Source organism: Caulobacter sp. GW821-FHT10A10 (assembly GCF_059415745.1).
The window spans coordinates 39,238-59,682 of sequence record NZ_JBWKNV010000004.1 but is presented as its reverse complement, the minus strand read 5'-3'; the positions used below and the strand labels follow the sequence as shown (position 1 = coordinate 59,682).

Genomic DNA, 20,445 nt, shown 5'->3' with positions numbered 1-20,445 from the left:
AAAAGCTAGTCGCGCAGCTCGACGGCCACGTCTTCGGAGGCGACATCGCCGGTCGCGACCGCAGCCTCGGCCTCCTGCTGGACGATGCGCAGCACGCGGGCGAGATATTCCTGCAGCCACAGGCCGCGTTCGGCGGCGGCTTCGGCCGAGGGCTCGAAGCGTTCGATCTGCGCGCGGTCGAGACCGCCTTGGGCTTCCAGAACGCGTTCCAGCGTGTCGAGCCGGGCGCGGGTGACGGCCAGTTCCTGGACCACGGCCATGGTCACGGCCAGGACGCGCTCGACCTCGGGATCGGCGAAGAAATAGGGGCGCTTGCCGGCGGGTTTGGCGCCGGCGTCGGCCAGGGCGTCTGCGATGCTCATTTGGACTTTCGCGCTCCGATCACGCGCCAGGCTGCCTTGCGCCCATAGTCTTCGCTGTCGTCGTCGGCGGCGTCGGGGAAGACCTCGCGGTCGACCACGGCGGTGACGCCGTCATGGATCAGCTCGTCCTCCGCAAAGCCGGCCTCGACCATGCGGGCGTCCAGGTCGATCTCGTGCAGCGTGCTCCAGAAGGGCTCGTTGTTGTAGAAGGCGTCCCAGTCGCGCATGGCCTGCTCGAACAGCGGCATGGTCGGCGCGTATTGCGGCTGCTCGACATGCAGCACCACGCCGCCCGGGGCCAGCACGCGGCGGCTCTCGGCGAAGATGGCCTTCATCGAGGTCAGCGACAGTTCGTGCAGGAACATGGTGGTCTGCACCCAGTCGAAGCTCTCGCTTTCGAAGCGCGACAGGTCGGCGCCGTCGGCCTGGACGAAGCGGATGTTGGTCACGCCCAGCGAGGCGGCGCGGGCGGCGGCGTAGCGCAGCATCGGCCCGCCAACGTCGATGGCCACCACTTCGGCGTCCGGGAAGGCCTGGGCGATCGGCAGGACGCTGTGACCGACGGTGGCGCCGATGTCGAGGATGCGCTTGGGCTTGAAGTCCGGCAGCCGGCGCTTGACCCAGCGCACCACGGCGTGGCCGCCGCCGTCGGAGAAGCGGCCGAGCAGGCCCCCGGTGGTGGCGAAGCCGCCGTGGTCGTAGTTGGCGCCGCCCGAGACGTCGCCCTCGAAGCGCTCGACGTGATAGCTGCCGGGCATGCAGTGGTGATCGACCGCCGAGACGTAGCGCGGGATCGGCAGGGTCGGATCGAGTTCCAGCTGGCCGGAGTTGGCGTTGAGGGCGGCGGCCTTGGCGGCCAGCTCCTCGGCCTGGCGCAGGGTGGTCCAGCGGCCGGCCTGCTGGCGCTGTTCCATGGTCATGCGGCGCAGGGCCGACCAGGTCTGGAAGGCGGGATCCTTCAGCAGGGCCTTGCGGACCTCGTGGCGATCCTCGGGCGCGCGGCCGTGGGCCTTCTGGAAGGCCGGCTCGACGCGGGTCTCCCAGGCCTGCTTCACGCCGGGGATGAGGCGCGTGGAGAGGTGGCGGTTGAGCTGGGCCAGGACGTTCAGCCGCTCGATCTCGTCGTGCGACATCTCGGGGAACACCCCGTGGCGGCCGACCTTGCGATAGTCGGGCGGGCCGTCATAGGCCTGGATCGGCCCCTCGTTGACGCGACCGGACATGGCGAACTCCTACTCAATCGGCGGAAGCTTGCGCCCGTCCGGCGGCCGGCGGGGATGCGACGACGCGAAAATCCGCCTGCCGGGGAAGGGCGGGATCAGGCGCCAGGAACGGCGACCCGCTCTCCGGCGGCGGCCTCGATACGCTCCTCCTCGACGGCATGGGTCGAGGCGAAGCGGTAGCGGCCCAGCGGCAGCAGGACGAGGCCGCCCAGCACCAGCAGCACGGTGGCGACGACCAGCGACAGCTGGTAGCCGCCGCTGCGGTCGAAATCGGCCCCGAAGGCCACCGGCCCCAGACCCGATCCCGCCGCATAGGCGCAGTAGAGGCAGCCGTAGAGCGTCGAATAGGACCGCGCTCCGAAGTAGCGGGCGATCAGGAAGGCCAGCAGGTCGAACTCCATGCCCGCCGCGACCCCGACCAGGGCGATCGCGACCAGGGCGCCGGCGAAGCCGGGATCCTGGCCGTGCAGGATGAGGCAGCCCAGGGCCGGCAGGCACAGCAGGACCAGCGCCACGGCCGGGGCCCAGAAGCGGTCGACCAGCCAGCCGCCGGCCACGCGTCCGGCGATGACCGACAGGCCGACGACGGGGGCCAGGCTGACGATCTCGGCTTTGCTGAAGCCCTTCAGCTTCAGCATGTTCTCGAGGTTCGGCAGCGGGCCGGCGATGGCGAAGGAGAACAGCAGGAAGCCGCCGGCGATCAGCCAGAACTTCGCATCGCGCAAAGCCTGCGGCAGGGTCAGGCCGGGCAGGGGCGCGGTCTCGGTATGGACGCGGCCGACGCCGGGGTCCTTGAAGGCCAGCAGCGCCACGGGCAGGGCGATGACCAGGGGCAGGGCGCCGGTGACCAGGTAGGCCGCCCGCCAGCCGTGGGCCTCGATCATCCACATCAGGAACGGCTTAATCAGAAACCCGAAGACGCCGGTGCCCATCAACGCGATCCCCAGCGCCAGGCCCTTGTTGGCCTCGAAGCCGTTGTTGATCGCCCGGGTCCAGGTGGTGGGCAGGGTGCCGGCCCCGACCGCGCCCATTAGCGCCCAGTTCAGATAGAACAGCGGCAGCGAGCCCTTGGTCAGCGAAAAGGCCATGAAGGCGAAGGCGAACAGCACCAGCGAGGCTATCGCCACCGGCCGCACGCCGATCCTGTCGCCCAGCCAGCCGATGATCGGGCCGACGATCATCACGGCCACCGTGGCGACCGGCAGGCCCAGCATGATCGAAGCGAAGCTCCAGCCGAACTCCTTGGCCAGCTGCGGCGCCAGCATGCCGATGCTGTAGAAGGGCAGAGGCGACAGGCCCAGGCCCACGCCCAGCACGACGCTGAGCAGCAGCGGCCAGCCCCGGCGGAATTCGCCAGCTTGCTTTTCGGATAGTTTCGCCATCGCCGTTTGCCCCGCCGCGATCACATCGGTAGGCGAGGCAGCCTGGGGCGCTAAGCTTCGCCCGCAACAGGAATATCCGGAGCAGTCGCCTTGCGATCAGACGTCAGGCCCGGCGCCGCCCTTTCGGGGGTCAAGGTGCTCGATCTTTCCCGCGTGCTGGCTGGTCCTTGGGCGACCCAGACCCTGGCCGACATGGGCGCCGAGGTGGTCAAGGTCGAGCGCCCGGGCGTCGGCGACGACACCCGGGCCTGGGGGCCTCCGTTCTTCGAGACCACTGAAGGCGGCAAGGGCGACGCGGCCTATTTCACCTGCGCCAACCGCAACAAGCGCTCGGTGACCATCGACATGGCCGATCCGCGCGGCGCGGCGCTGATCCGCCAGATGGCCGCCGAGGCCGACGTGGTGGTCGAGAACTTCAAGGTCGGGGGCCTGGCCAAGTACGGCCTGGACTACGAGAGCCTGGCGGCGATCAATCCGCGCCTCGTCTATTGCTCGATCACGGGTTTCGGCCAGACCGGGCCCTATGCGCCGCGGGCCGGCTACGACTACATGATCCAGGCCATGGGCGGGCTGATGTCGGTCACCGGCCAGCCGGACGGGGCCGAGGGCGCCGAGCCGATGAAGGCTGGCGTGGCCGTGGTGGACCTGTTCACCGGCCTCTATGCGGCCAACGCCATTCTCTGCGGCCTGCTGCATGCGCGGGCGACGGGGGAGGGGCAGCACATGGACATCGCCCTGTTCGACGTGCAGGCCGCCGTGCTGGCCAACCAGGCCAGCAATTACTTCGCCACCGGCAAGCCGCCGGGGCGCCTGGGCAACGCCCATCCCAACCTCGCGCCCTATCAGGTGTTCGCCACGGCCGATGGGGCGATCGTGCTGGCGGTGGGCAATGACGGCCAGTTCCGCGCCTTCGCCAAGGCCGCTGGGGCGCCGGAACTGGGCGAGGATCCGCGCTTTGCGACCAACGCCCAGCGGGTGGCGGCGCGGGCGCAGCTGGCGCAGCTGATGGCGCCGATCCTGGCCGGCCGCGAGACCAAGACCTGGATCGCCCTGCTGGAGGCGGCCGGCGTGCCGTGCGGGCCGATCAACAATATCGACCAGGTGTTCGAGGAGCCGCAGGCGATCCACCGCCAACTGGTGGTGGAGCAGGCGCGGGAGGATTTGGCCGCGCCAGTCCGCACCGTGGCCTCGCCGATCCGGGCGTCGAGGACGCCTGTCGTGGTCGAGCGTCCGCCGCCGAGCCTCGGGGCGGATACGGCGGCGGTGCTGAAGGGACTCGGCAAGAGCGAAGCCGAGATCGCTGAACTGAAGCGCGATGGCGTGGTCTAGGCGCATCTCGGGGTTGCGTCGAAGCAAGAGCGGTGACGCTATGGAGCGATCTCGCGGAGGACCCCTTGATCGCTCGCAACGCCTTGTGGCCGCTTGGCCTGATGCTGCTGTTCTCCGGCTGCGCCACGGGCGGGTTCGAGATCTCGGCCGCCGATCAGGATGCTGCCGTTGAGCGTAGGGACAACGCCCAGTCCGCGCAGATGGAAGCCGAGGGGATGCACGGGAGCTTCTTTCCGGTGAAGCACGGCGTCGGCCACTGCCGATGGTCTCGGCTCAAGCCCTCGGTGGCCGTCTGCCAGACCTCGTACGAAACGACCGGCCGCCAACGAGTCGCGACGAAGCGGTATCGACGCGACTCGGACGGAGATTGGGAACTGGTCGACTAGGTCCGACCTACCGCGCCGCCCGCGCCACGCCCTCGGGCATGGCTCCGGCGAAGTCGATGACGCACATGGCGCCGTACGAGCGGTGGCCGCCGCAGGCGACGCCGGCGCTGCTGTAGCCGGTCGACAGGATGTTGCGGCGGTGGCCGCGGCCGGGCACGCGGCTGTCGACGATCAGTTGGCGCACCACGTCGCGCGGGTCCTCGTAGCCGTAGGAGATGTTCTCGGCCGACATGCCGGCATAGACGCCGTACTTGCGCAGCCGCTGGCCCAGGCTTCCGCTCGCGCCGTGACCGACGTCGCCGCGCGAGGCTTGCGCGCGGGCATGGTCGCGGGCCGCGTCGTCGATGCGCCCGTCCGAGGTCAGCGGCGGCAGGGGGCGCTGACGTTGCAGCTCGGCGACCGCTTCGTCCAGCGCCTGCGGGTCTTCGCGATAGAGGCCCTGGTCGCGGCTCAGTTCGCGGGCATAGGCCTGGGGGTTGGTCCGCACATAGTTGATCTCGTCGAGCACCGCCTGCTCCTGGGTCTGGGCGGCGGCCATCCGGGGCAAGGCAAGCAGCAGCAAGCCGGCGAGCGCCAGCACTGGGCGACGGTAAGAACGCATGGGTACCTACAAGATCGGAAAGCCCCTCGGTCTGTGCCTTAGCACGCTTCTTCGGATTCGCACGGCGCCGCCGAACGTCGCGGGCGAGGGGATATCCGTACGGCGATAAATTCGGCGACGAAGCGCCCGGGCGCCTGGCGAGGCGGCATCAAGGCGGGACGACAACCGCCGGATTCCACGATGCTTCTCGCCCTGCTGACGCTGCTGCATGTGCTGGTCTTCGTCTACTGGCTGGGCGGGGACCTGGGGGCCTTCTACATCTCGCGCTACCTGACCGACCCGGCGCGCACGGTGAAGGAGCGGGGCCTGGCCCTGCGCGTGCTCAACGACATCGACATGGCGCCGCGCACCTGCCTGATCCTGGCCCTGCCGACGGGCCTGACCCTGGCCAAGGTCAAGGGCTGGTGGGACGTCTCGCCCGTGGCCGTGGCGGCGGTCTGGGCGCTGTGCCTGTTCTGGCTGGTCATGGCCTGGAGCATCCACATCCATCACAGCCCGCCCAAGGCCGGGATCCGCCGCATCGACATCGCCATCCGCTGGGGCGTGCTGGCGGGGCTGGGCGGCTACGCGCTCGCCAGCCTGACGGGCCTGGTGACCGCGCCGCTGTTCATCGCCCTGAAGATGCTGATCCTGGCGATCGCCATTTCCTGCGGCCTCTTGATCCGCCGCCAACTGGCCCCGCTGGGCGCGCCGGTGACCACCATGCTGACCACCGGCCCAACGCCGGAGAGCGACGCGGCGATCAGCGCCGTGCTGGAGGCCACGCGTCCCGTGGTGCTGACCCTCTGGGTCCTCCTGATCGGGGCCGCGTTCCTCGGCCTCTTCACCCCCACCTGACGGAGCCACGCCATGACCCTGCGTTTCGAACCGACCATGGTGCGCGAAGACAAGACCGCGCGGCAGCTCTACGAGGCGGTGAAGGCCAATCCGGCCCGCGCCCGCTTCGGCTTCGGGTCCAAGGCGGCGGTGGTCAATATCGACTTCCAGCAGGCCTATACGCGGCCGGACCTCTTCCCCAAGAGCGCCTACGTCACCGACCCCGACCAGATCGCCCACGTCAACCGCCTGTCGGCCCTGGCCCGCGCGCGGGGCATGCCGGTGATCTGGACGCGGGTGATGTACAAGCCCGACGGTGGCGACGCCGGCGTCTGGGGCACCCGCACCGACACGCCCGACAGCCTGCAGAACATCAAGCAGGACAGCGAGCGCCACGCCTTCGACCCGCGGGTCGAGATCGATGCGGCTGTCGACCTCGTCTACGACAAGCGCATGCCCAGCGCCTTCTTCGAGAGCCCGCTGCAGAGCTATCTGGTCTGGCACAAGGTCGACACCGTGATCCTGACCGGCGGCTCGACCAGCGGCTGCGTGCGGGCCAGCGCGGTGGAGAGCCTGTCGCGCGGCTACCGCACCATCGTTCCCGAGCAGTGCGTGGCCGACAAGCACGAGAGCTACCACTTCGCCAACCTGACCGACCTGCAGCTGAAGTACGCGGACGTGGTCGACGTGGAGGAGGCGGCGGCCTGGCTGAAGGGGTGAGGCGCGGTTGGCGGCGGATAGTCGCCGCCACCTCCTCTCTGGACGCGTCGAAAGCGGGCGTCAGGTCGCGGCGAATTTCATCTCACGCCATCGACCCGGCGTTACGCCTTCCCAGTCCCGGAATGCGCGATAGAACGAGCCGGTGTCCTGGTAGCCCAGCAGATAGGCGATCTCTTCGATCCCCGCGCTCGGATCATCCAGCAATTGACGGCTGAGCTCCTGACGCGCTTCCGACAGCAATTGCCGGAAGGTCGAGCCTTCTTCCGTCACCCGCCGCTGAAGCGTCCGCTCGCTGACGCCCAGTTCATGGGCGATGTCCGAGATTTCGGGGCGACCCGAAGCCATGCGGCGCTTGAGCACCACCTTGATCTGCTCGCCCATCGTGCTGTCGGACTCGAGTTCGCCGAGGGCGGCGGCCAGCGCCGGGGTCAGGATTTCCAGCATCTCGGGATTGTGGCCCGGGAAGGGTAGGTCAAGGTCGGCTGCGTCGATGACCAGCGCGTCCCTTTCCGCGCCATAGCGGATCGGGCAGCCGAAATAGCTTTCCCACGCGTCGTGCCGCACCGACGGCCTGGCGAATTCCACGCGCCGGGGCGCGATCCGCCGTCCGCTCGCCCTGCGCCCCAGTTCAAGCAGGGCGGTGAAGGCCAGGTCGACGAAGATGGCCGGTGCGGGGCCGTTGGCGAACAGCCACTCATTGGTGATGACGCATTCGCCGTCGGCTTCGACCAGACTGAGTTTCTCGGGCGTGCAAAGCCGTTTGAAGCGTGCGACCCGATGAAGCCCGTCGCGATAGTCGCGCGCATAGAAGGCGGCCAGCATCGACGGCGGATAGACGCCGGTCTCGGTGGCTTCGACCAGTCGGATGCCCAGATCCGGCAGATGGCTCAGCGAGGCGATCGCCGTCCACAGGGCGAAGAACTGCTCGGTGGATACGAAGGCGTCGGCGTTGATATGGAGCGTCGCCGGAAGACGGGCCTGCCGCAAGACCGCCGCCGGAGCCAGGCCGACGGCTTCGATCGCGCGCCAGAAGGCCGTCGGCAATCGACACCGGTCGAGCTGGGCCTGGCTGGTGGTCATGTCGGCTCCCTAGCCCATCTGGCTCATGATGATGCGGTCGAAGGCCCGGTCGCCCAGCCAGCGGCGCAGGGCGATCATAGGCTTGGCGTATTTCCCCACGACATAGCGCGTCTTCGGATCACGCGCCTTCAGCGCGCTGGACACGACGGCCGCGACCCTGGTCGCCGGCGTGCCACGCCCCTGGCCGTAGGCGCCGCGCGTCGACCTGACCACGGCCTCGGTCATCGGGGCGTAGACGCCGCCGCCCGAGCGGTTTTGGATACCTTCGGCGACGACGTCGCCGAAGCCGGTCTCGATCAGGCCGGGCTCGATGATGATGACGTCTATGCCGAACGGGTCCAGTTCGAGCCGCAGGCAATCCGACCAGCCTTCGAGCGCATGCTTGGTGGCGTGGTACCAGGCGCCGAGCGGCGTGTAGATCTTGCCGCCCATCGAGCTGATGTTGACGATCTTGCCCTCGCGGCGTTTGCGCATCTCGGGCAGCACCAGTTGCGTCAGACGCGCGACGCCGAACAGATTGACCTCGAACTGATAGCGGGCTTCATCCAGCGAGATGTCCTCGACGGCGCCGTAGAGCCCGAAGCCGGCGTTGTTGACCAGAACATCGACCCCGCCGACCTCGACATTGATCCTGCGCACGGTCTCGATGATGTCGGCTTCCTTGGAGATGTCCATCGCCACGGCCTTGGCGCCGAGATCCACGAGATCGGCCATCCGATCGACGCTCCTCGCGGCGACGTAGACCTGATAGCCGTCCTTGATCAGCCGCTTGGCGATCTCCTTGCCCATGCCCGAAGACGCGCCCGTGACCAGCGCGACCCTTTTTCGGCGTTCCAACATCATCGACCCTTCCTGACTGTCGAAAGGAAGCTAGGCGCGATGGTCCGCCACGGCATTGGCAAGACGCGCCAGATCGATCGCAGAGCGCGCCATTGTCTTGGCCGTAGCGGCCTCAGCCCACCGCCGCTACAGCCGCCCGCCCGGCCTCGACGCCGGTGAGCCAGGCCCCGTGCGCCGTGGAGAAGGCGTCGGGCGAGCAGGCCTCGCCGGCGAAGAACAGCCTGCCATCCACCGGCGTCGTCAGGCGGGCGCGGTCGCCGGCGCGGCCGGGCAGGGCGTGGGAATAGGAGCCGCCGGCGAACGGGTCGGCGGCCCAGGCGGTTTCCGCCAGCACATGGACGCGCGAACGCAGGCCCGAGCCGTAGAGGCCGACCAGTTCGTCGATCGCGAACGCCGCCGCCGCGCCAGGGCCTTGCCCTTCCAGCGAGCGGGCGTGGGCGCCGCCGAGGAACACCTCGATCACGGGCCGGTGCAGCGGGAGCAGGTGATAGGCGCCGGTCGCGGTCCTGCGGGGATCGCCGAACAGCTGGCTCTCGGGCGCGAAGGCTTCGGGCTCGTCGACCTGGAGGAACACCTTGTCGGCCAGGCCCAGCGGCAGGCCGGCGGCGGCGTCCAGCTTGCCTGCCAGGTCAGGGACGAAGCGCAGGGCGCCCGAGGTCAGGATCGCGGTGGGAACGCAGATGATCGCCGCTCGCGCCGAGATCGCGCCCTTCGGCGTCTCCAGCACCAGGCGCGGGCCGTCGTGGCGGATGGTGGTCACCGGGGTGGAGAGACGGGTCGGCAGGGCGGGCGCCAGGCGGGCGAGGCCCGCGCCATAGCCTTCGGCCACGCGCCAGTCGACCTCGCTGTCGTCATAGGCGGCGTAGTCGTGCAGCGAGACCCGGTCGAACTCGGCGCCGTTGTAGAAGGCGCTGAAGGCGTTCAGCAACGGGTTCCAGGGATCGCCCGGCAGTAGCAGTTGCGAGGCCGGACGGTCGGGGCCGCCGTCCTCGGCGGCCGCCGCCAGCCGTTCGTCCAGAGCCTGGAAGGCCGCGCCGAACGCGGCGCGCTCCTCGCGGTCGAAGGCGGGATTGTCGGCGATGTTGGCCCAGGGCGGCGGGGTGCGGTCGATGGTCAGGCCCAAGGCCTCGAACCGGGCGACCAGCGGGTTGCGGTCGGCCGAGTGCAGCCATTCGCAGCCAAGGTCCAGCGGCCCGACGGGGGAGGGGATCGTCCAGCCGCGTCCGCCAAGCCGGTCGCGGGCTTCCAGCAGCAGGCCCGAACGGCCGCTGGCGGCCACTTCACCGGCGGCGGCAAGGCCCGCCGCGCCGGCGCCCACGATCGCGATGTCGACGTCTGTCATGCGATCTCAATAGCAGGGCGGGGCGGTGGTTCCGCCAGGGACCGGGCAAAAGAAAAGGCCGCCAGCGGGGGAGCTGGCGGCCCTCAGTATGGGATTTCGGGGAGGAAATCCGAAGCTTAGTCGACGACCTGGTAGCGGCCCGAGGCGTCGGGGCAGACGCGGACGAAGCGCTTCTGGGTGCGGCCGTCGGGCAGATAGATCGGGCTTTCGGCCAGGGTGCAGCCGTTGGCGTCGGCGCGGCCCTCGGTCACCCGGTAGGAGCGCTCGGACTCGTAGGTGTAGCCGCCGCGACGATCGTACTGGGCGTCGTCATAGCCGCCGGCGTTGCGGTCGTAGTCGTCGTAACGGTCGTTGTAGGCGCGGGGCGGCGGGGGAGGCGGCGGCGGGGTCGCGCCGGGGGCGCAGGCGGCCGAGCTCTTGCCGATGTTGCCGCCGACGACCGCGCCGAGCAGGCCGCCCAGCACCGCACCTTCGGTCTTGGCGCCGCGGGCCGCGACGCTGCTGCCGATGGCCGCGCCGATGCCGGCGCCGGCCAGACCGCCGCCGGTGGTGCGGTTGGTCGTGCTGCGGCGGCAGGGGTCGTAGTAGTAGCCGTTGCGGTCATAGGCGCCGCCCTGGCCGCCCTGATAGCCGCCCTGATCGTAGCCATAGGCCTGGGCCGAGGCGATCGTCGGGGCCGCGGCTCCGACGAGGGCCGCGCCGGCGACGATGGCGCTGATGGCGGTCCGGATCATCATCGAAAAACTCTCCCTGAAGGCGGGCGTGACGATCGGGGGACCGTCCGTTGCTCGCACCATGCCAAGCCGTAGCTGAACGGTCGTTGACCGGGCCGTTCATCTTCGTTCACGCACGCGGCCCCCGAATGAGGTATGGACGCGTTCGAACTGGCTTCTTCGGCGTCGAACTTGGCGCGGAAGAGGCGGAAATTTGGCCATGCCCATGGCTTGGCTTGAACGGATCGGAACCCGGCGCGGTTCCTTCAAGGCGACTTTTGACAATGCGAGAACTGACTATCGACGCCGTCGGCGGCCAGGGCGACGGCGTGGCGGCCGGTCCGGCCTTCGTGCCGCTGACCCTTCCGGGCGAGAAGATCACCGCCCGGATGGAAGGCGCGCGCGGCGAGCTCGTCGACATCCTCGAGGCCAGCCCCGAGCGGGTCGCGCCGCCGTGCAGGCACTTCGGCCACTGCGGCGGCTGCGCCCTGCAGCATTGGGACATCGCGCCCTATCTCGACTGGAAGCGCGATCAGGTGCGGTTCGAGCTGAAGCGCGAGCGGATCGAGACCGAGATCCTGCCGACCATCGCCTCGCCGCCGGCCTCGCGCCGCCGGGTGGCGCTGCACGCGCGCGGCGGCAAGGGCGGGGTGCGCCTGGGCTTCAAGGAGCGCCGCTCCTGGAACCTGGTGAAGATCGAGGAATGCCCGGTCACCCATCCTAAGATCGTCGCGGCCCTGCCGGGCCTGGCGCGACTGGCCCAGCCGTTCCTCGAGCACCCGAAGTCGGCCCCGACCCTGCACGTCACCCTGACCGGCACGGGCCTGGACATCGACGTCACCGGCGTCGAGCGCAAGAGCGGGGGGCTGTCGGCCGACGCCCGCGTGCAGGCGGCCATGACCGCCGGCGAGTTCGACTTCGCCCGCGTCACCCTGGCCGGCGAGACGTTGTACATGGCCCGCCAGCCGCTGGTGAAGCTGGGGCCGGCCATCGTGCCGCTACCGGCCGGATCGTTCCTGCAGGCCGTGCCCGCAGCCGAGAAGGCCATGGCCGACTTCGCCCTGGCGCACGTGGCCGGCGCGGCCAAGATCGCCGACCTGTTCTGCGGCGTGGGCACCTTCACCTTCCGCCTGGCCGAGATCGGCTCGGTCTACGCCGCCGACTTCGCCGAGCCGGCGATCGCGGCGCTGAAGGCGGCCCTGGGTTCGGCCCCGGGCCTGAAGGCGATCACCGCCGAGGCGCGGGATCTGACCCGCCGGCCGATGCTGTCGACCGAGCTCGACAGGATGGACGCGGTGGTCTTCGACCCGCCGCGCGCCGGGGCGCTGGAGCAGGCGCACGAGATCGCCAAGTCCAAGGTCTCGCGGGTGGTGGGGGTGTCGTGCAATCCGGCGACCTTCGCCCGCGACGCCGGCGTGCTGATCGACGCGGGCTTCAAGCTGGAGAAGGTGCTGCCGGTGGACCAGTTCCTCTGGTCGCCGCATATTGAGCTGGTCGGCGTCTTCTCGCGATGAGGCGGCATGGTCCAGGACGAACGAAGAGGCGAGGGCGGGCGTAGGGCTTTTACGCTCGACGCCGCCGCCCAGCGGGGCAAGGCGGCGGCCAAGGCCGCCTGGTGGACCGCCGCCGGCGGCCTGGCCAAGTTCATGACCCGGCCGACCGAGGGCAAGGCCGCGCCGCGCTTCGCTTCCGAGGCGCCGCCGGTGTCGCGGGCTCGCCTGCGCCGCGCCTATTTCGCGGCCTTCGAGAAGGACGCCGCCGACGTCGCCGCCGGCCTCTACCCGCCGATGGAGGATGCGCCCGCTGATCCGGCCGGCTCGATCCTCAAGGCCTGGGATTTCCTGGCCGACGCTCGCGAGGTCGATCAGCGCCGCCGGCGCGGCGACGGCGTCGAGGTACGCGACGATCCGAAAAGCCAGGGCTATCCGGCCTATTACCGGCAGAACTTCCACTATCAGTCGGGCGGCTGGTTCACCGCCGAGAGCGCCCGCCGCTACGACGCCCAGGTCGAGGCGCTGTTCTCCGGCGCGGCCGGGGCGATGCGCCGGCGGGCCTTGAGCTTGCTGGCCAAGCATTGGCGAGGGCGCGACCAGCGAGAGCTCGGCGCCATCGACGTCGCCTGCGGCTCCGGCGCCTTCCTGCGGGACCTGGCGCAGGCTTTCCCGCGCGCGGCCCTGGCGGGCGTCGATCTGTCGCCAGCCTATCTGGTCGAAGCTCGCACCCGCTCGGGCCGGGGCATGGTGCAGGCCAATGCCGAGCATCTTCCCTTCGCCGATTGCAGCTTGGACGCCGTGACCTGCGTCTACCTGTTCCACGAACTGCCGCCGCGCGTGCGCCCCATCGTGGCCGCCGAGATCGCCCGGGTGCTCAAGCCCGGCGGCGTGCTGGCCTTCGCCGACTCCGTCCAGCCGTCGGACGAGCCGCAGCTGGCGCGGATGCTCGAGGTCTTCCCGGCCTATTTCCACGAGCCCTTCTACGGGAGTTACGCGCAGGAGGATCTGGAGGCGCTGTTCGGCGCGGCGGGGCTGCGCGTGATCGGGCGGGACAAGGCGTTTTTGACCAAGGCGTTGTTGCTGGAGAAATGATCCTTCTCCCCTTGCGGGAGAAGGTGTCGGCGACAGCCGACGGATGAGGGGTCTCTCAGAACCTGGACGCCGCGGCCGGTCTTTCCGCTTGCGCGGCCGATCGCACTATCGACCCCTCACCCGACCCGCTTCGCGGGCCACCCTCTCCCGCAAGGGGAGAGGGCTATTGCTGCGCGCTCACCACGGCGAACCCGGCCCCCTGCGGGTCGGTCCCCATATAGATCCAGCTGCCGCCGGGCACCTCGTGGACGTCCATCATGGTCGTGGCGCCGGCGGTCAGGGCGCGGTCGCGGGCGGTGCAGGCGCTGTCGACCTGGGCGTAATAGTTCCAGAACGACACCGGCATGTCGGGCGTCCTGGTCATCATGCCGCCGACGTCCGGACCGCCCGCCTCATAGGCGAAGAGCTGGTAGGTTCCCATCGGACCCATGTCGATGGCCTGCGTCTTCACCCAGCCGAACAGGCCAGAATAGAAGGAAAAGGCGCCTTCCAGATCGCCGGCCATCAGCTCGCGCCAGCCGAACGTGCCGGGCGCGCCTTCCGGCGGCGGCGTTGGGATCTCGTCCTGCGGGAACGGCTTGAACAGCGTGAAGACCGCGCCGTACGGATCGGCGACGACCGAGAAGCGGCCCACCGTCGGGATGTCGTCGGGCGGCATGAACACCGAGCCGCCGGCCGCGGTGACCTTCTCCACATAGGCGTCGACGTCATCGACGAAGATGTAGCCGATCCAGCCTGGGCGGGAGCCGTCCGGGCAGCCGCCCTCGGGCGTGAAGACGCCGCCGACGCCTGACCCGCCGACATTGAGGATGGTGTAGGGCGTGGGGCCGGGCAGGCCGGAGTCAGTGGGCGTCCAGCCGACGACCTCGGCGTAGAATTTCGCCGCCGCCGCGACGTCGGTGGTCATCAGTTCGTACCAGCCGAACCTTCCGATCGTATCCGACATGCTCGTTCTCCCTTTGCTTTTGTGCGCCCCGGCTCGGGCGGTTCTTGGCCATGACGAACGGCGGGCGTCCGTCCCGACAGAGGTGGTGGGCGATTTTCTAGTCCGGCATGGTCTCGAAGGTCGCCAGACCCGGCGGCAGCACGACCCAGTCGGGCTTGTCGCGTAGGAAGAGGGCCATGGTCGGCGAAAACTGCGCGGCGTCGTCCAGTGAGCCGGCATAGATCGTGTGGCTGGCGTCGACCCCGACCTCGCCGCCGAACACCAGGCCGCCGCAGGTCGGGCAGGCGTTGCGCAGGGCCGTACCGCCCCGGAAGGCCGGCGAGCGGACCTTCAGCGTCTCGCCGGTGATCGTCACCGCCGAGGCCGGAAAGCCCATGAACGGCACGAAGCCCGAGCCCGAGGCCTTGCGGCAGTCGGCGCAGCAACAATAGCCCTGATAGATCGGCGCGCCCGTGGCGCTCCAGCGCACGGCGCCGCACAGGCATCCGCCGGCGTAACGGTGTTCTGTTGTCATGGGCGGCATTGGCGGACCTTCCTGTGACAGACGCAAGCGTGGACTCGCCTCTCCCTCCGTCGTCATCCCGGCCGGAGGACCGCGTAGCGGGCCGCAGAGCCGGGATCCAGGTGACTGGACGCGGCGTCCAGATCAGGCGCCCCTGAGATGGCCGGCGCAATACGGCGGCCCCTGGGTCCCGGCTCTCCGCTTCGCTTCGGCCGGGATGACGGGCGTGGGGGTGGAAGGAGCGACTAGAACAAACTCAACTGATCCCCCGCCTTGGGCGGGACGCGGAACTGGGTGATGTCGAGGCGGGGCAGGGGCTTGTCGAGTTCGAAGCGCCTCAGGGCGGCGTGGAAGCGCTGGTTCAGCACCTCGGCGATCGGGCCTTCGCCGGTCATGCGCTTGCCGAACTCGCTGTCATAGGCCGCCCCGCCGCGCATCTGGCGCACCAGCGACATCACCCGCTTGGCGCGGTCGGGATGGTCCGACGCCAGCCACTGTTCGAAGAGGCCGTGGATTTCCATCGGCAGGCGGATGGCGACGTATCCCGCCGCCACCGCGCCGGCTTCCTTGGCCCGCTCCAGCACCGCCTCCATCTCGTGGTCGTTCAGCGACGGGATGGCCGGGGCGAACATGACGATGGTCGGCACGCCGGCTTCGGAGAGCTGGCGCACGGCGTCGAGCCGCCGCTCGGGCGTGGCGGCGCGGGGCTCCATGCTGCGGGCCAGGCGCCGATCGAGCGTGGTGATCGACACGGCCGCCCGGGCCAGGCCCGCCCGGCCCATCTCACCGAGGATGTCGAGATCGCGGGTGATCAGCGCCGACTTGGTGATGATCGAGAACGGGTGGCGATAGCGGCTCAGCGTCTCCAGCACCGCCCGGGTGACGCGAAGCCCGCGCTCCTGCGGCTGGTAGGGGTCGGTGTCGCCGCCGATATGGACGCTGCCGACCTTGTAGGTGGGCTTGGAAAGCTCGCGGTCGAGCAGCTTGCCAGCCTCGGGCTTGAAGAACAGCTTGCTCTCGAAGTCGAGGCCGGGAGAGAGGCCCAGATAGGCGTGGGCGGGACGGGCGTAGCAGTAGATGCAGCCGTGCTCGCAGCCGCGATAGGGATTGATCGAGCGGTCGAAGCCGACGTCGGGGCTCTTGTTGCGAGCGATGACGGTCTTGGACTTCATGGCCAGCACGCTGGTGGTCAGCGGCCGGGCGGCGTTGTCCTCCTCGGTCCAGCCGTCGTCGAAGGGCTCGGACGTGCGGCTCTCGTAACGGCCGGTCTCGTTGCTGCGCGCCCCGCGACCGCGCAGGGCGGCGGTTCCGGTCTTGTAGGCGGTGTCGGTGAAGGAGCGGCGCGACAGCATGGGGCGAACCTTACGCTCACATTGAGAACATAACAAGAACGATGCTTGACGCCGCCCATGGCGAAGCCGCAAAGCCTGGACATGATCTCCGTGATCCTTCCCGCCGTCGCGCCCGGTCCAGCCTCCGTGCACGCGCTCGCCCAGCTTCTGGCCCAGTTGGTGCCGGCGGCCGTCGACGGTCTGGTCAAGGAGGTGGTGATCGCCGGGGCGGCAGAGCCGGGGCTGGACGCCCTGATCGAGGACAGCGGGGCGAGGTTCGTGGCGGCTTCGGGTGATCGGGGCGCGCTGCTGGCGGCCGGGGCGGCGGTGGCGCGCGGCGACTGGATCCTGGCGCTGGATCCGGCGCGGGGACTGCCCGAGGCTTGGCGCGGTCCGGTCGAGGCGCATCTGGCCGGCGGCGCAGGGGCGGCGGCCTTGCTGGTTCCGGCGGGCGGGGTGCTGGCGCGGCTGACGGCGGCGCCGCTGGGACTGCTTGTTCGGCGGTTGGACTATGCGGCGACGGCCGGGTTCGCGGGGAGCGCGCCGGAGAAGGCGCTGGCGGGGCGGCTGAAGGCGAGGAGCGTTAGGCTCTGATTCCTCTCCCCTTGCGGGAGAGGGTGGCCTCCCGGAGGGAGGTCGGGTGAGGGGTCTCTCAGAAGCTGGTGGAGAGGCCTTTCGACCCCTCATCCGTCGACTTCGTCGACACCTTCTCCCGCAAGGGGAGAAGGGGCGTTGCAGCGCCCCCGCAAGCCGCGTTATCGAGGACCCATGTCGCTCGCCCACGCCTCCGCCGCCGCATCCGTGAAGGGCGTCGGCTGGCTGCGGCGCAGGATCCGGTCGAGCGAGCTTTGGCTGATCGCCGTGGCGACCCTGATCGGGGTGGCGGCCGGGACCTTCGCGGTCGTGCAGGCGCAGGTGGCGCATGGTCTGCAGATGCTGCTGTTTCAGATCGACATCAACGAGCGGCTGAGCGCCCAGACCCATGTGGCGCCCTGGCGGCTGCTGGCCATTCCGATCGGCGGCCTGTTGCTGGGCGGCGCCGGCTGGGCCTGGGCCAAGTACCGGCCGCGTCCGGCCGTCGACCCGGTGGAGGCCAACGCTCTGCACGGCGGGCGGCTGTCGATGAAGGACAGCGCCTTCATCTGCGGCCAGACCATGCTGTCGAACGGAGTAGGGGCCTCGGTGGGGCTGGAGGCGGCCTATGCCCAGGCGGGCGCGGCGGCGGCCTCGTTCGCCGGCCAGCGGCTGAACCTGCGCCGGGCCGACATGCGCACGCTCGTGGGCGCGGGCGCTGGAGCGGCGATCGCCGCCGCGTTCGGGGCGCCGCTGACCGGGGCTTTCTACGCCTTCGAGATCGTCATCGGGGCCTATACCGTCGCCAACCTGGCGCCCGTGGCCGCCGCCGCCCTGGCCGCCGTGCTGGTGGCCGGCAAGATGGGCGCGATCCCCTACCTGCTGAAGACCGACACCCAGGCCGTGCAGTCCTGGACCGACTACGGCCTCTACGCCCTGCTGGGCCTGATCAGCGCGGTGCTGGGCATCGCCCTTATGCGGCTGGTGGCCAACGCCGAGCGGCTGGTGACGCGCTCGTCGATCCCGCGCTGGCTGCGGCCAGCGATCGGCGGCGTCGGCCTGGCGGCGCTGGCCCTGGTGACTCCCCAGACGCTGTCGGCTGGGCACGGGGCGCTGCACCTGAACCTGATGACGGAACTGCCGCTGAAGATGCTGGTGCTGCTGCTGGCGATGAAGGCGCTGGCCTCGGTGATCTCGCTGAGCTTCGGGTTTCGGGGCGGCCTCTTCTTCGCCTCGTTGTTTCTGGGGGCGCTGATCGGCCAGGTGTTCTCGGCGCTGTCGCTGCTGATCCCCTGGGCGCCGACCCTGGATCCGACCGTCGCGGCCCTGGTCGGCATGGCGGCGCTGGGCGTGGCCGTGGTCGGCGGCCCTTTCACCATGTCGTTCCTGGTGCTGGAGGCGACCGGCGACTTCACCGTGGCCGCCGCGGCCCTGGTGGCCTCGATGATCGCCAGCGCCATGGTGCGCGAGACCTTCGGCTATTCGTTCTCGACCTGGCGGCTGCACCTGCGCGGCGAGACCATCCGCAGCGCCCACGACGTGTCGTGGATGCGGCCGTTGAGCGCCGGGCGGATGATGCGCAAGGACGTCCAGACCGTGCCGGCCTCGACCACCCTGGCCGAGTTCCGCCGCCGCTTCCCGCTGGGCTCGACCAAGCGGGTGATCATGGTCGACGAGGCGGGGCTCTACGCCGGCCTGATCCCGACCGCCAAGGCCTATGTCGAGGGCGGCGACGGCGAGAAGGCGGTGTCGAGCCTGGCGATCAACGCCGAGACGGTGCTGAAGCCCGACCAGACCATCAAGGACGTCATGCGCGCCTTCGACCACGGCGAGACCGACGAGCTGGCCGTCATCGACGACAAGCGCAACGTGCTGGGCGTGCTGTCGGAAGCCTATGCGACGCGGCGCTACGCAGAGGAGCTGGAGAAGGCGCGGCGGGAGCTGACGGGGGAGGCGGGGTAGATCATCAGGAACCTCCCCCTGTGGGGGAGGCGGCCGAAGGCCGGTGGGGGGACGTTCCCAGCTTTCGGGGCGCCGGGAGGATTACTCCCCCCACCGATCGCTTCGCGATCACCTCCCCCACAGGGGGAGGTTCCTTTCGGCGTTCTACATATCCAGCCGGAAGTCGATCACCCGCTGGCCGCTGGCCACGGCGTCGAGGGTCTTGGTCTCCGCGCCGAGCAGGCGGCGGTAGGTCCAGTACGAGGCCATGACCTTCTCGACGTAGTTGCGGGTCTCCTGGGCCGGCAGGCTTTCGATCAGCAGCAGGCTGTCGCAGTCCTGGCCCAGCTGCTGCTGCACCTTCAGCAGGGTGCCCGGGCCGCCGTTGTAGGCGGCGACGGCGCGCAGGATGTCGGGGCTCTGCAGGCCGCGGTCCATCAGCCAGGTGAAGTAGTCCTGGCCGACGCGCAGGTTGAAGGCCGGGTCGAACAGCGGGGTGTTGTCGGCCAGCAGCTTGTCGTCGCCGGCGGCGCGGGCGGCGGCCACGGGCATCAACTGCATCAGGCCCACGGCCCCGGCGCCGGAAACGGCCATCGGGTCGAAGCGGCTTTCCTGTCGCACCAGGGCGTAGACCAGGGCCTTGCTGATCGTGAAGCCGCCCTTGGGAGCCAGCTCGGGCAGGGGATAGTCCTCGCCGCCGATCTTCTTGACCGGGCGGCCGGCATTGAACGGCGCGCGGGCGTTCAGGGCCAGGGTCAGGGCGCTCCAGTCGGCGCGGGCCTTGTCGTCGGTCGCCAGCGACAGGCCGGCCCGCAGCTCGGCGCCGGCCTCAGTCCAGCGGCCCAGCTGGGCCAGGGAGGCGGCGCGGCGGGCGCGCAGGTCGGAGGCCAGCAGCTTGTTCAGCGAGGCTGGGTCGGGGCCGCTGTAGGAGACGCGGGTGATCAGGGCGGCGATCGGGTCGTCCGGATCATTGGCCACGGCCACGCCGGCCATGGACAGCTGGCGGGCGGCGATCATGCCGTAGAAGGTCTGCGGCGCCTGGGCGGCCTGGTTCAGGAGGTCGCGGACGGCGGTCTTGTCGCCGGCCATGCTGGCCGAACGGGCGGCCCAGAAGGCGCCGGCGGCGCGCAGCCAGTCGTCCTGGCCCTCGTCGTGGGCCACCTGCTCGAAATAGCCGCGGGCGTCGGCGTAGGATTCCAGGCGGAAGGCGGCCAGGCCGGCGATCCAGCGCTCGTTGGCCAGCTTGGCCAGCTTCAGGGCGGCTTTCACGTCGCCGGAATAATAGGCTTCGCGGGCGGCGCGGCCCTTGTCGGCCGGACCCGCGCTGCGCACGCCCTGGGCGACCTCGACGAACAGTTCGGGGGCCTTGGGCTCGGGCGAACGGGCGGGCTTGCGCTTCAGCGCCAGGGCGTAGACGCGGTCGGCGCCGGCCTCGTCGCCATAGAGCTTCAGCCAGCCGGTCAGGTCGTCGTAGCTGGCCGTGTAGGCCGTCGGGTGCATCAGCCGGGTCAGCGACAGCTTGCCGACCAGGCTGCGGTCGCGGGTGTTGGCGAAGGCGGCTTCGGCGGCGTCGAAGTCACCGCGATCGGCCGCCGTGAAGGCGGCCTGGTAGAAGCGCTGGTCGCTGTCGGACAGAGGTTCCAGCCCCGCGGCCCGCACCGCGGGCGCGGCGAGGTTCAGGCAAAGCGCGAGGGCCGAGACAACGGCCAGAGGGCGAGCGAAAAGCTGCAAATCGTATCCGCGCAAGGCCTCTGCAAAGGCGGCGCGCGTCCC

At 70.0% G+C, this 20,445-nt stretch carries 20 protein-coding genes; 8 read left to right on the top strand and 12 right to left on the bottom strand.

What is annotated here, in order from left to right; translation table 11 throughout:
* Positions 1-5 precede the first annotated feature (5 nt).
* The 3 genes from AC07NS_RS12440 to AC07NS_RS12430 all read right to left on the bottom strand — a co-directional run bounded on the left by AC07NS_RS12440 (position 6) and on the right by AC07NS_RS12430 (position 2,967).
* A complete protein-coding gene (locus AC07NS_RS12440) occupies positions 6-362 on the bottom strand; it encodes a hypothetical protein (protein WP_494603592.1) in 357 nt (118 codons plus the stop codon).
* Positions 359-1,585: a class I SAM-dependent methyltransferase gene (locus tag AC07NS_RS12435; protein ID WP_494603590.1), complete on the bottom strand. Its 1,227-nt coding sequence runs from the start codon at positions 1,583-1,585 to the stop codon at positions 359-361. Before AC07NS_RS12435 ends, AC07NS_RS12440 begins: the two co-directional genes overlap by 4 nt.
* Before the next feature lie 95 nt (positions 1,586-1,680).
* A complete protein-coding gene (locus tag AC07NS_RS12430) occupies positions 1,681-2,967 on the bottom strand; it encodes an MFS transporter (RefSeq protein WP_494603588.1) in 1,287 nt (428 codons plus the stop codon).
* Positions 2,968-3,057: 90 nt separating this feature from the next.
* Between AC07NS_RS12430 and AC07NS_RS12425 the strand changes: the two genes are divergently transcribed.
* On the top strand, positions 3,058-4,296 hold the full coding sequence (locus AC07NS_RS12425; RefSeq protein ID WP_494603586.1) for a CaiB/BaiF CoA transferase family protein: 1,239 nt from the start codon (positions 3,058-3,060) through the stop codon (positions 4,294-4,296).
* A 65-nt stretch (positions 4,297-4,361) separates the two neighbouring features.
* A complete protein-coding gene (locus AC07NS_RS12420) occupies positions 4,362-4,682 on the top strand; it encodes a hypothetical protein (RefSeq protein ID WP_494603584.1) in 321 nt (106 codons plus the stop codon).
* A gap of 7 nt (positions 4,683-4,689) precedes the next feature.
* Here AC07NS_RS12420 and AC07NS_RS12415 read toward each other — a convergent pair whose 3' ends face one another.
* On the bottom strand, positions 4,690-5,283 hold the full coding sequence (locus AC07NS_RS12415; protein WP_494603582.1) for a CAP domain-containing protein: 594 nt from the start codon (positions 5,281-5,283) through the stop codon (positions 4,690-4,692).
* A 180-nt stretch (positions 5,284-5,463) separates the two neighbouring features.
* Here AC07NS_RS12415 and AC07NS_RS12410 point away from each other — a divergent pair, with 180 nt between their 5' ends.
* Both AC07NS_RS12410 and AC07NS_RS12405 read left to right on the top strand, forming a co-directional pair.
* Positions 5,464-6,120, top strand: a complete 657-nt coding sequence (locus AC07NS_RS12410; RefSeq protein ID WP_494603580.1) for a hypothetical protein — start codon at positions 5,464-5,466, stop codon at positions 6,118-6,120.
* A gap of 12 nt (positions 6,121-6,132) precedes the next feature.
* Positions 6,133-6,819 (top strand): isochorismatase family protein, encoded by a 687-nt coding sequence (locus AC07NS_RS12405; RefSeq protein ID WP_494603578.1) that lies wholly within the window; start codon positions 6,133-6,135, stop codon positions 6,817-6,819.
* A gap of 60 nt (positions 6,820-6,879) precedes the next feature.
* Here AC07NS_RS12405 and AC07NS_RS12400 read toward each other — a convergent pair whose 3' ends face one another.
* The 4 genes from AC07NS_RS12400 to AC07NS_RS12385 form a co-directional block, all read right to left on the bottom strand.
* Entirely contained in the window at positions 6,880-7,899 is a 1,020-nt protein-coding gene (locus AC07NS_RS12400) for an AraC family transcriptional regulator (RefSeq protein WP_494603576.1), read from the bottom strand.
* Positions 7,900-7,908: 9 nt separating this feature from the next.
* On the bottom strand, positions 7,909-8,742 hold the full coding sequence (locus AC07NS_RS12395) for an oxidoreductase (protein WP_494603574.1): 834 nt from the start codon (positions 8,740-8,742) through the stop codon (positions 7,909-7,911).
* A gap of 109 nt (positions 8,743-8,851) precedes the next feature.
* Positions 8,852-10,081: a flavin monoamine oxidase family protein gene (locus AC07NS_RS12390; protein ID WP_494603572.1), complete on the bottom strand. Its 1,230-nt coding sequence runs from the start codon at positions 10,079-10,081 to the stop codon at positions 8,852-8,854.
* 116 nt (positions 10,082-10,197) lie between these two features.
* Complete coding sequence (locus AC07NS_RS12385) at positions 10,198-10,818, bottom strand: YMGG-like glycine zipper-containing protein (RefSeq protein ID WP_494603570.1); 621 nt, start codon at positions 10,816-10,818, stop codon at positions 10,198-10,200.
* Between the two features lie 260 nt (positions 10,819-11,078).
* Here AC07NS_RS12385 and AC07NS_RS12380 point away from each other — a divergent pair, with 260 nt between their 5' ends.
* Both AC07NS_RS12380 and AC07NS_RS12375 read left to right on the top strand, forming a co-directional pair.
* On the top strand, positions 11,079-12,308 hold the full coding sequence (locus AC07NS_RS12380) for a class I SAM-dependent RNA methyltransferase (RefSeq protein ID WP_494603566.1): 1,230 nt from the start codon (positions 11,079-11,081) through the stop codon (positions 12,306-12,308).
* Between the two features lie 6 nt (positions 12,309-12,314).
* Complete coding sequence (locus AC07NS_RS12375) at positions 12,315-13,379, top strand: class I SAM-dependent methyltransferase (protein WP_494603561.1); 1,065 nt, start codon at positions 12,315-12,317, stop codon at positions 13,377-13,379.
* Between the two features lie 163 nt (positions 13,380-13,542).
* On the opposite strand, the gene AC07NS_RS12370 is transcribed toward AC07NS_RS12375, so the two are convergent.
* The 3 genes from AC07NS_RS12370 to AC07NS_RS12360 all read right to left on the bottom strand — a co-directional run bounded on the left by AC07NS_RS12370 (position 13,543) and on the right by AC07NS_RS12360 (position 16,179).
* On the bottom strand, positions 13,543-14,325 hold the full coding sequence (locus tag AC07NS_RS12370) for a VOC family protein (RefSeq protein WP_494603559.1): 783 nt from the start codon (positions 14,323-14,325) through the stop codon (positions 13,543-13,545).
* A 97-nt stretch (positions 14,326-14,422) separates the two neighbouring features.
* Entirely contained in the window at positions 14,423-14,839 is a 417-nt protein-coding gene (locus AC07NS_RS12365; protein WP_494603557.1) for a GFA family protein, read from the bottom strand.
* A 233-nt stretch (positions 14,840-15,072) separates the two neighbouring features.
* On the bottom strand, positions 15,073-16,179 hold the full coding sequence (locus tag AC07NS_RS12360; RefSeq protein WP_494603555.1) for a PA0069 family radical SAM protein: 1,107 nt from the start codon (positions 16,177-16,179) through the stop codon (positions 15,073-15,075).
* 57 nt (positions 16,180-16,236) lie between these two features.
* Between AC07NS_RS12360 and AC07NS_RS12355 the strand changes: the two genes are divergently transcribed.
* On the top strand, positions 16,237-16,752 hold the full coding sequence (locus AC07NS_RS12355) for a cell wall biosynthesis glycosyltransferase (protein ID WP_494603553.1): 516 nt from the start codon (positions 16,237-16,239) through the stop codon (positions 16,750-16,752).
* Positions 16,753-16,926: 174 nt separating this feature from the next.
* A complete protein-coding gene (locus AC07NS_RS12350) occupies positions 16,927-18,693 on the top strand; it encodes a chloride channel protein (protein WP_494603551.1) in 1,767 nt (588 codons plus the stop codon).
* Between the two features lie 144 nt (positions 18,694-18,837).
* Here AC07NS_RS12350 and AC07NS_RS12345 read toward each other — a convergent pair whose 3' ends face one another.
* Entirely contained in the window at positions 18,838-20,403 is a 1,566-nt protein-coding gene (locus AC07NS_RS12345; RefSeq protein ID WP_494603549.1) for a lytic transglycosylase domain-containing protein, read from the bottom strand.
* Positions 20,404-20,445 lie beyond the last annotated feature (42 nt).

Excerpts from the sequence above, each read along its gene's own strand:
- AC07NS_RS12370 (WP_494603559.1), bottom strand. The coding sequence starts at position 14,325 with ATGTCGGATACGATCGGAAGGTTCGGCTGGTACGAACTGATGACCACC.
- AC07NS_RS12410 (WP_494603580.1), top strand. The coding sequence starts at position 5,464 with ATGCTTCTCGCCCTGCTGACGCTGCTGCATGTGCTGGTCTTCGTCTAC.
- AC07NS_RS12405 (WP_494603578.1), top strand. The coding sequence starts at position 6,133 with ATGACCCTGCGTTTCGAACCGACCATGGTGCGCGAAGACAAGACCGCG.
- AC07NS_RS12395 (WP_494603574.1), bottom strand. The coding sequence starts at position 8,742 with ATGATGTTGGAACGCCGAAAAAGGGTCGCGCTGGTCACGGGCGCGTCT.
- AC07NS_RS12380 (WP_494603566.1), top strand. The coding sequence starts at position 11,079 with ATGCGAGAACTGACTATCGACGCCGTCGGCGGCCAGGGCGACGGCGTG.
- AC07NS_RS12435 (WP_494603590.1), bottom strand. The coding sequence starts at position 1,585 with ATGTCCGGTCGCGTCAACGAGGGGCCGATCCAGGCCTATGACGGCCCG.
- AC07NS_RS12365 (WP_494603557.1), bottom strand. The coding sequence starts at position 14,839 with ATGACAACAGAACACCGTTACGCCGGCGGATGCCTGTGCGGCGCCGTG.
- AC07NS_RS12390 (WP_494603572.1), bottom strand. The coding sequence starts at position 10,081 with ATGACAGACGTCGACATCGCGATCGTGGGCGCCGGCGCGGCGGGCCTT.
- AC07NS_RS12355 (WP_494603553.1), top strand. The coding sequence starts at position 16,237 with ATGGCGAAGCCGCAAAGCCTGGACATGATCTCCGTGATCCTTCCCGCC.
- AC07NS_RS12375 (WP_494603561.1), top strand. The coding sequence starts at position 12,315 with ATGGTCCAGGACGAACGAAGAGGCGAGGGCGGGCGTAGGGCTTTTACG.
- AC07NS_RS12430 (WP_494603588.1), bottom strand. The coding sequence starts at position 2,967 with ATGGCGAAACTATCCGAAAAGCAAGCTGGCGAATTCCGCCGGGGCTGG.
- AC07NS_RS12385 (WP_494603570.1), bottom strand. The coding sequence starts at position 10,818 with ATGATGATCCGGACCGCCATCAGCGCCATCGTCGCCGGCGCGGCCCTC.
- AC07NS_RS12415 (WP_494603582.1), bottom strand. The coding sequence starts at position 5,283 with ATGCGTTCTTACCGTCGCCCAGTGCTGGCGCTCGCCGGCTTGCTGCTG.
- AC07NS_RS12440 (WP_494603592.1), bottom strand. The coding sequence starts at position 362 with ATGAGCATCGCAGACGCCCTGGCCGACGCCGGCGCCAAACCCGCCGGC.
- AC07NS_RS12400 (WP_494603576.1), bottom strand. The coding sequence starts at position 7,899 with ATGACCACCAGCCAGGCCCAGCTCGACCGGTGTCGATTGCCGACGGCC.
- AC07NS_RS12360 (WP_494603555.1), bottom strand. The coding sequence starts at position 16,179 with ATGCTGTCGCGCCGCTCCTTCACCGACACCGCCTACAAGACCGGAACC.
- AC07NS_RS12350 (WP_494603551.1), top strand. The coding sequence starts at position 16,927 with ATGTCGCTCGCCCACGCCTCCGCCGCCGCATCCGTGAAGGGCGTCGGC.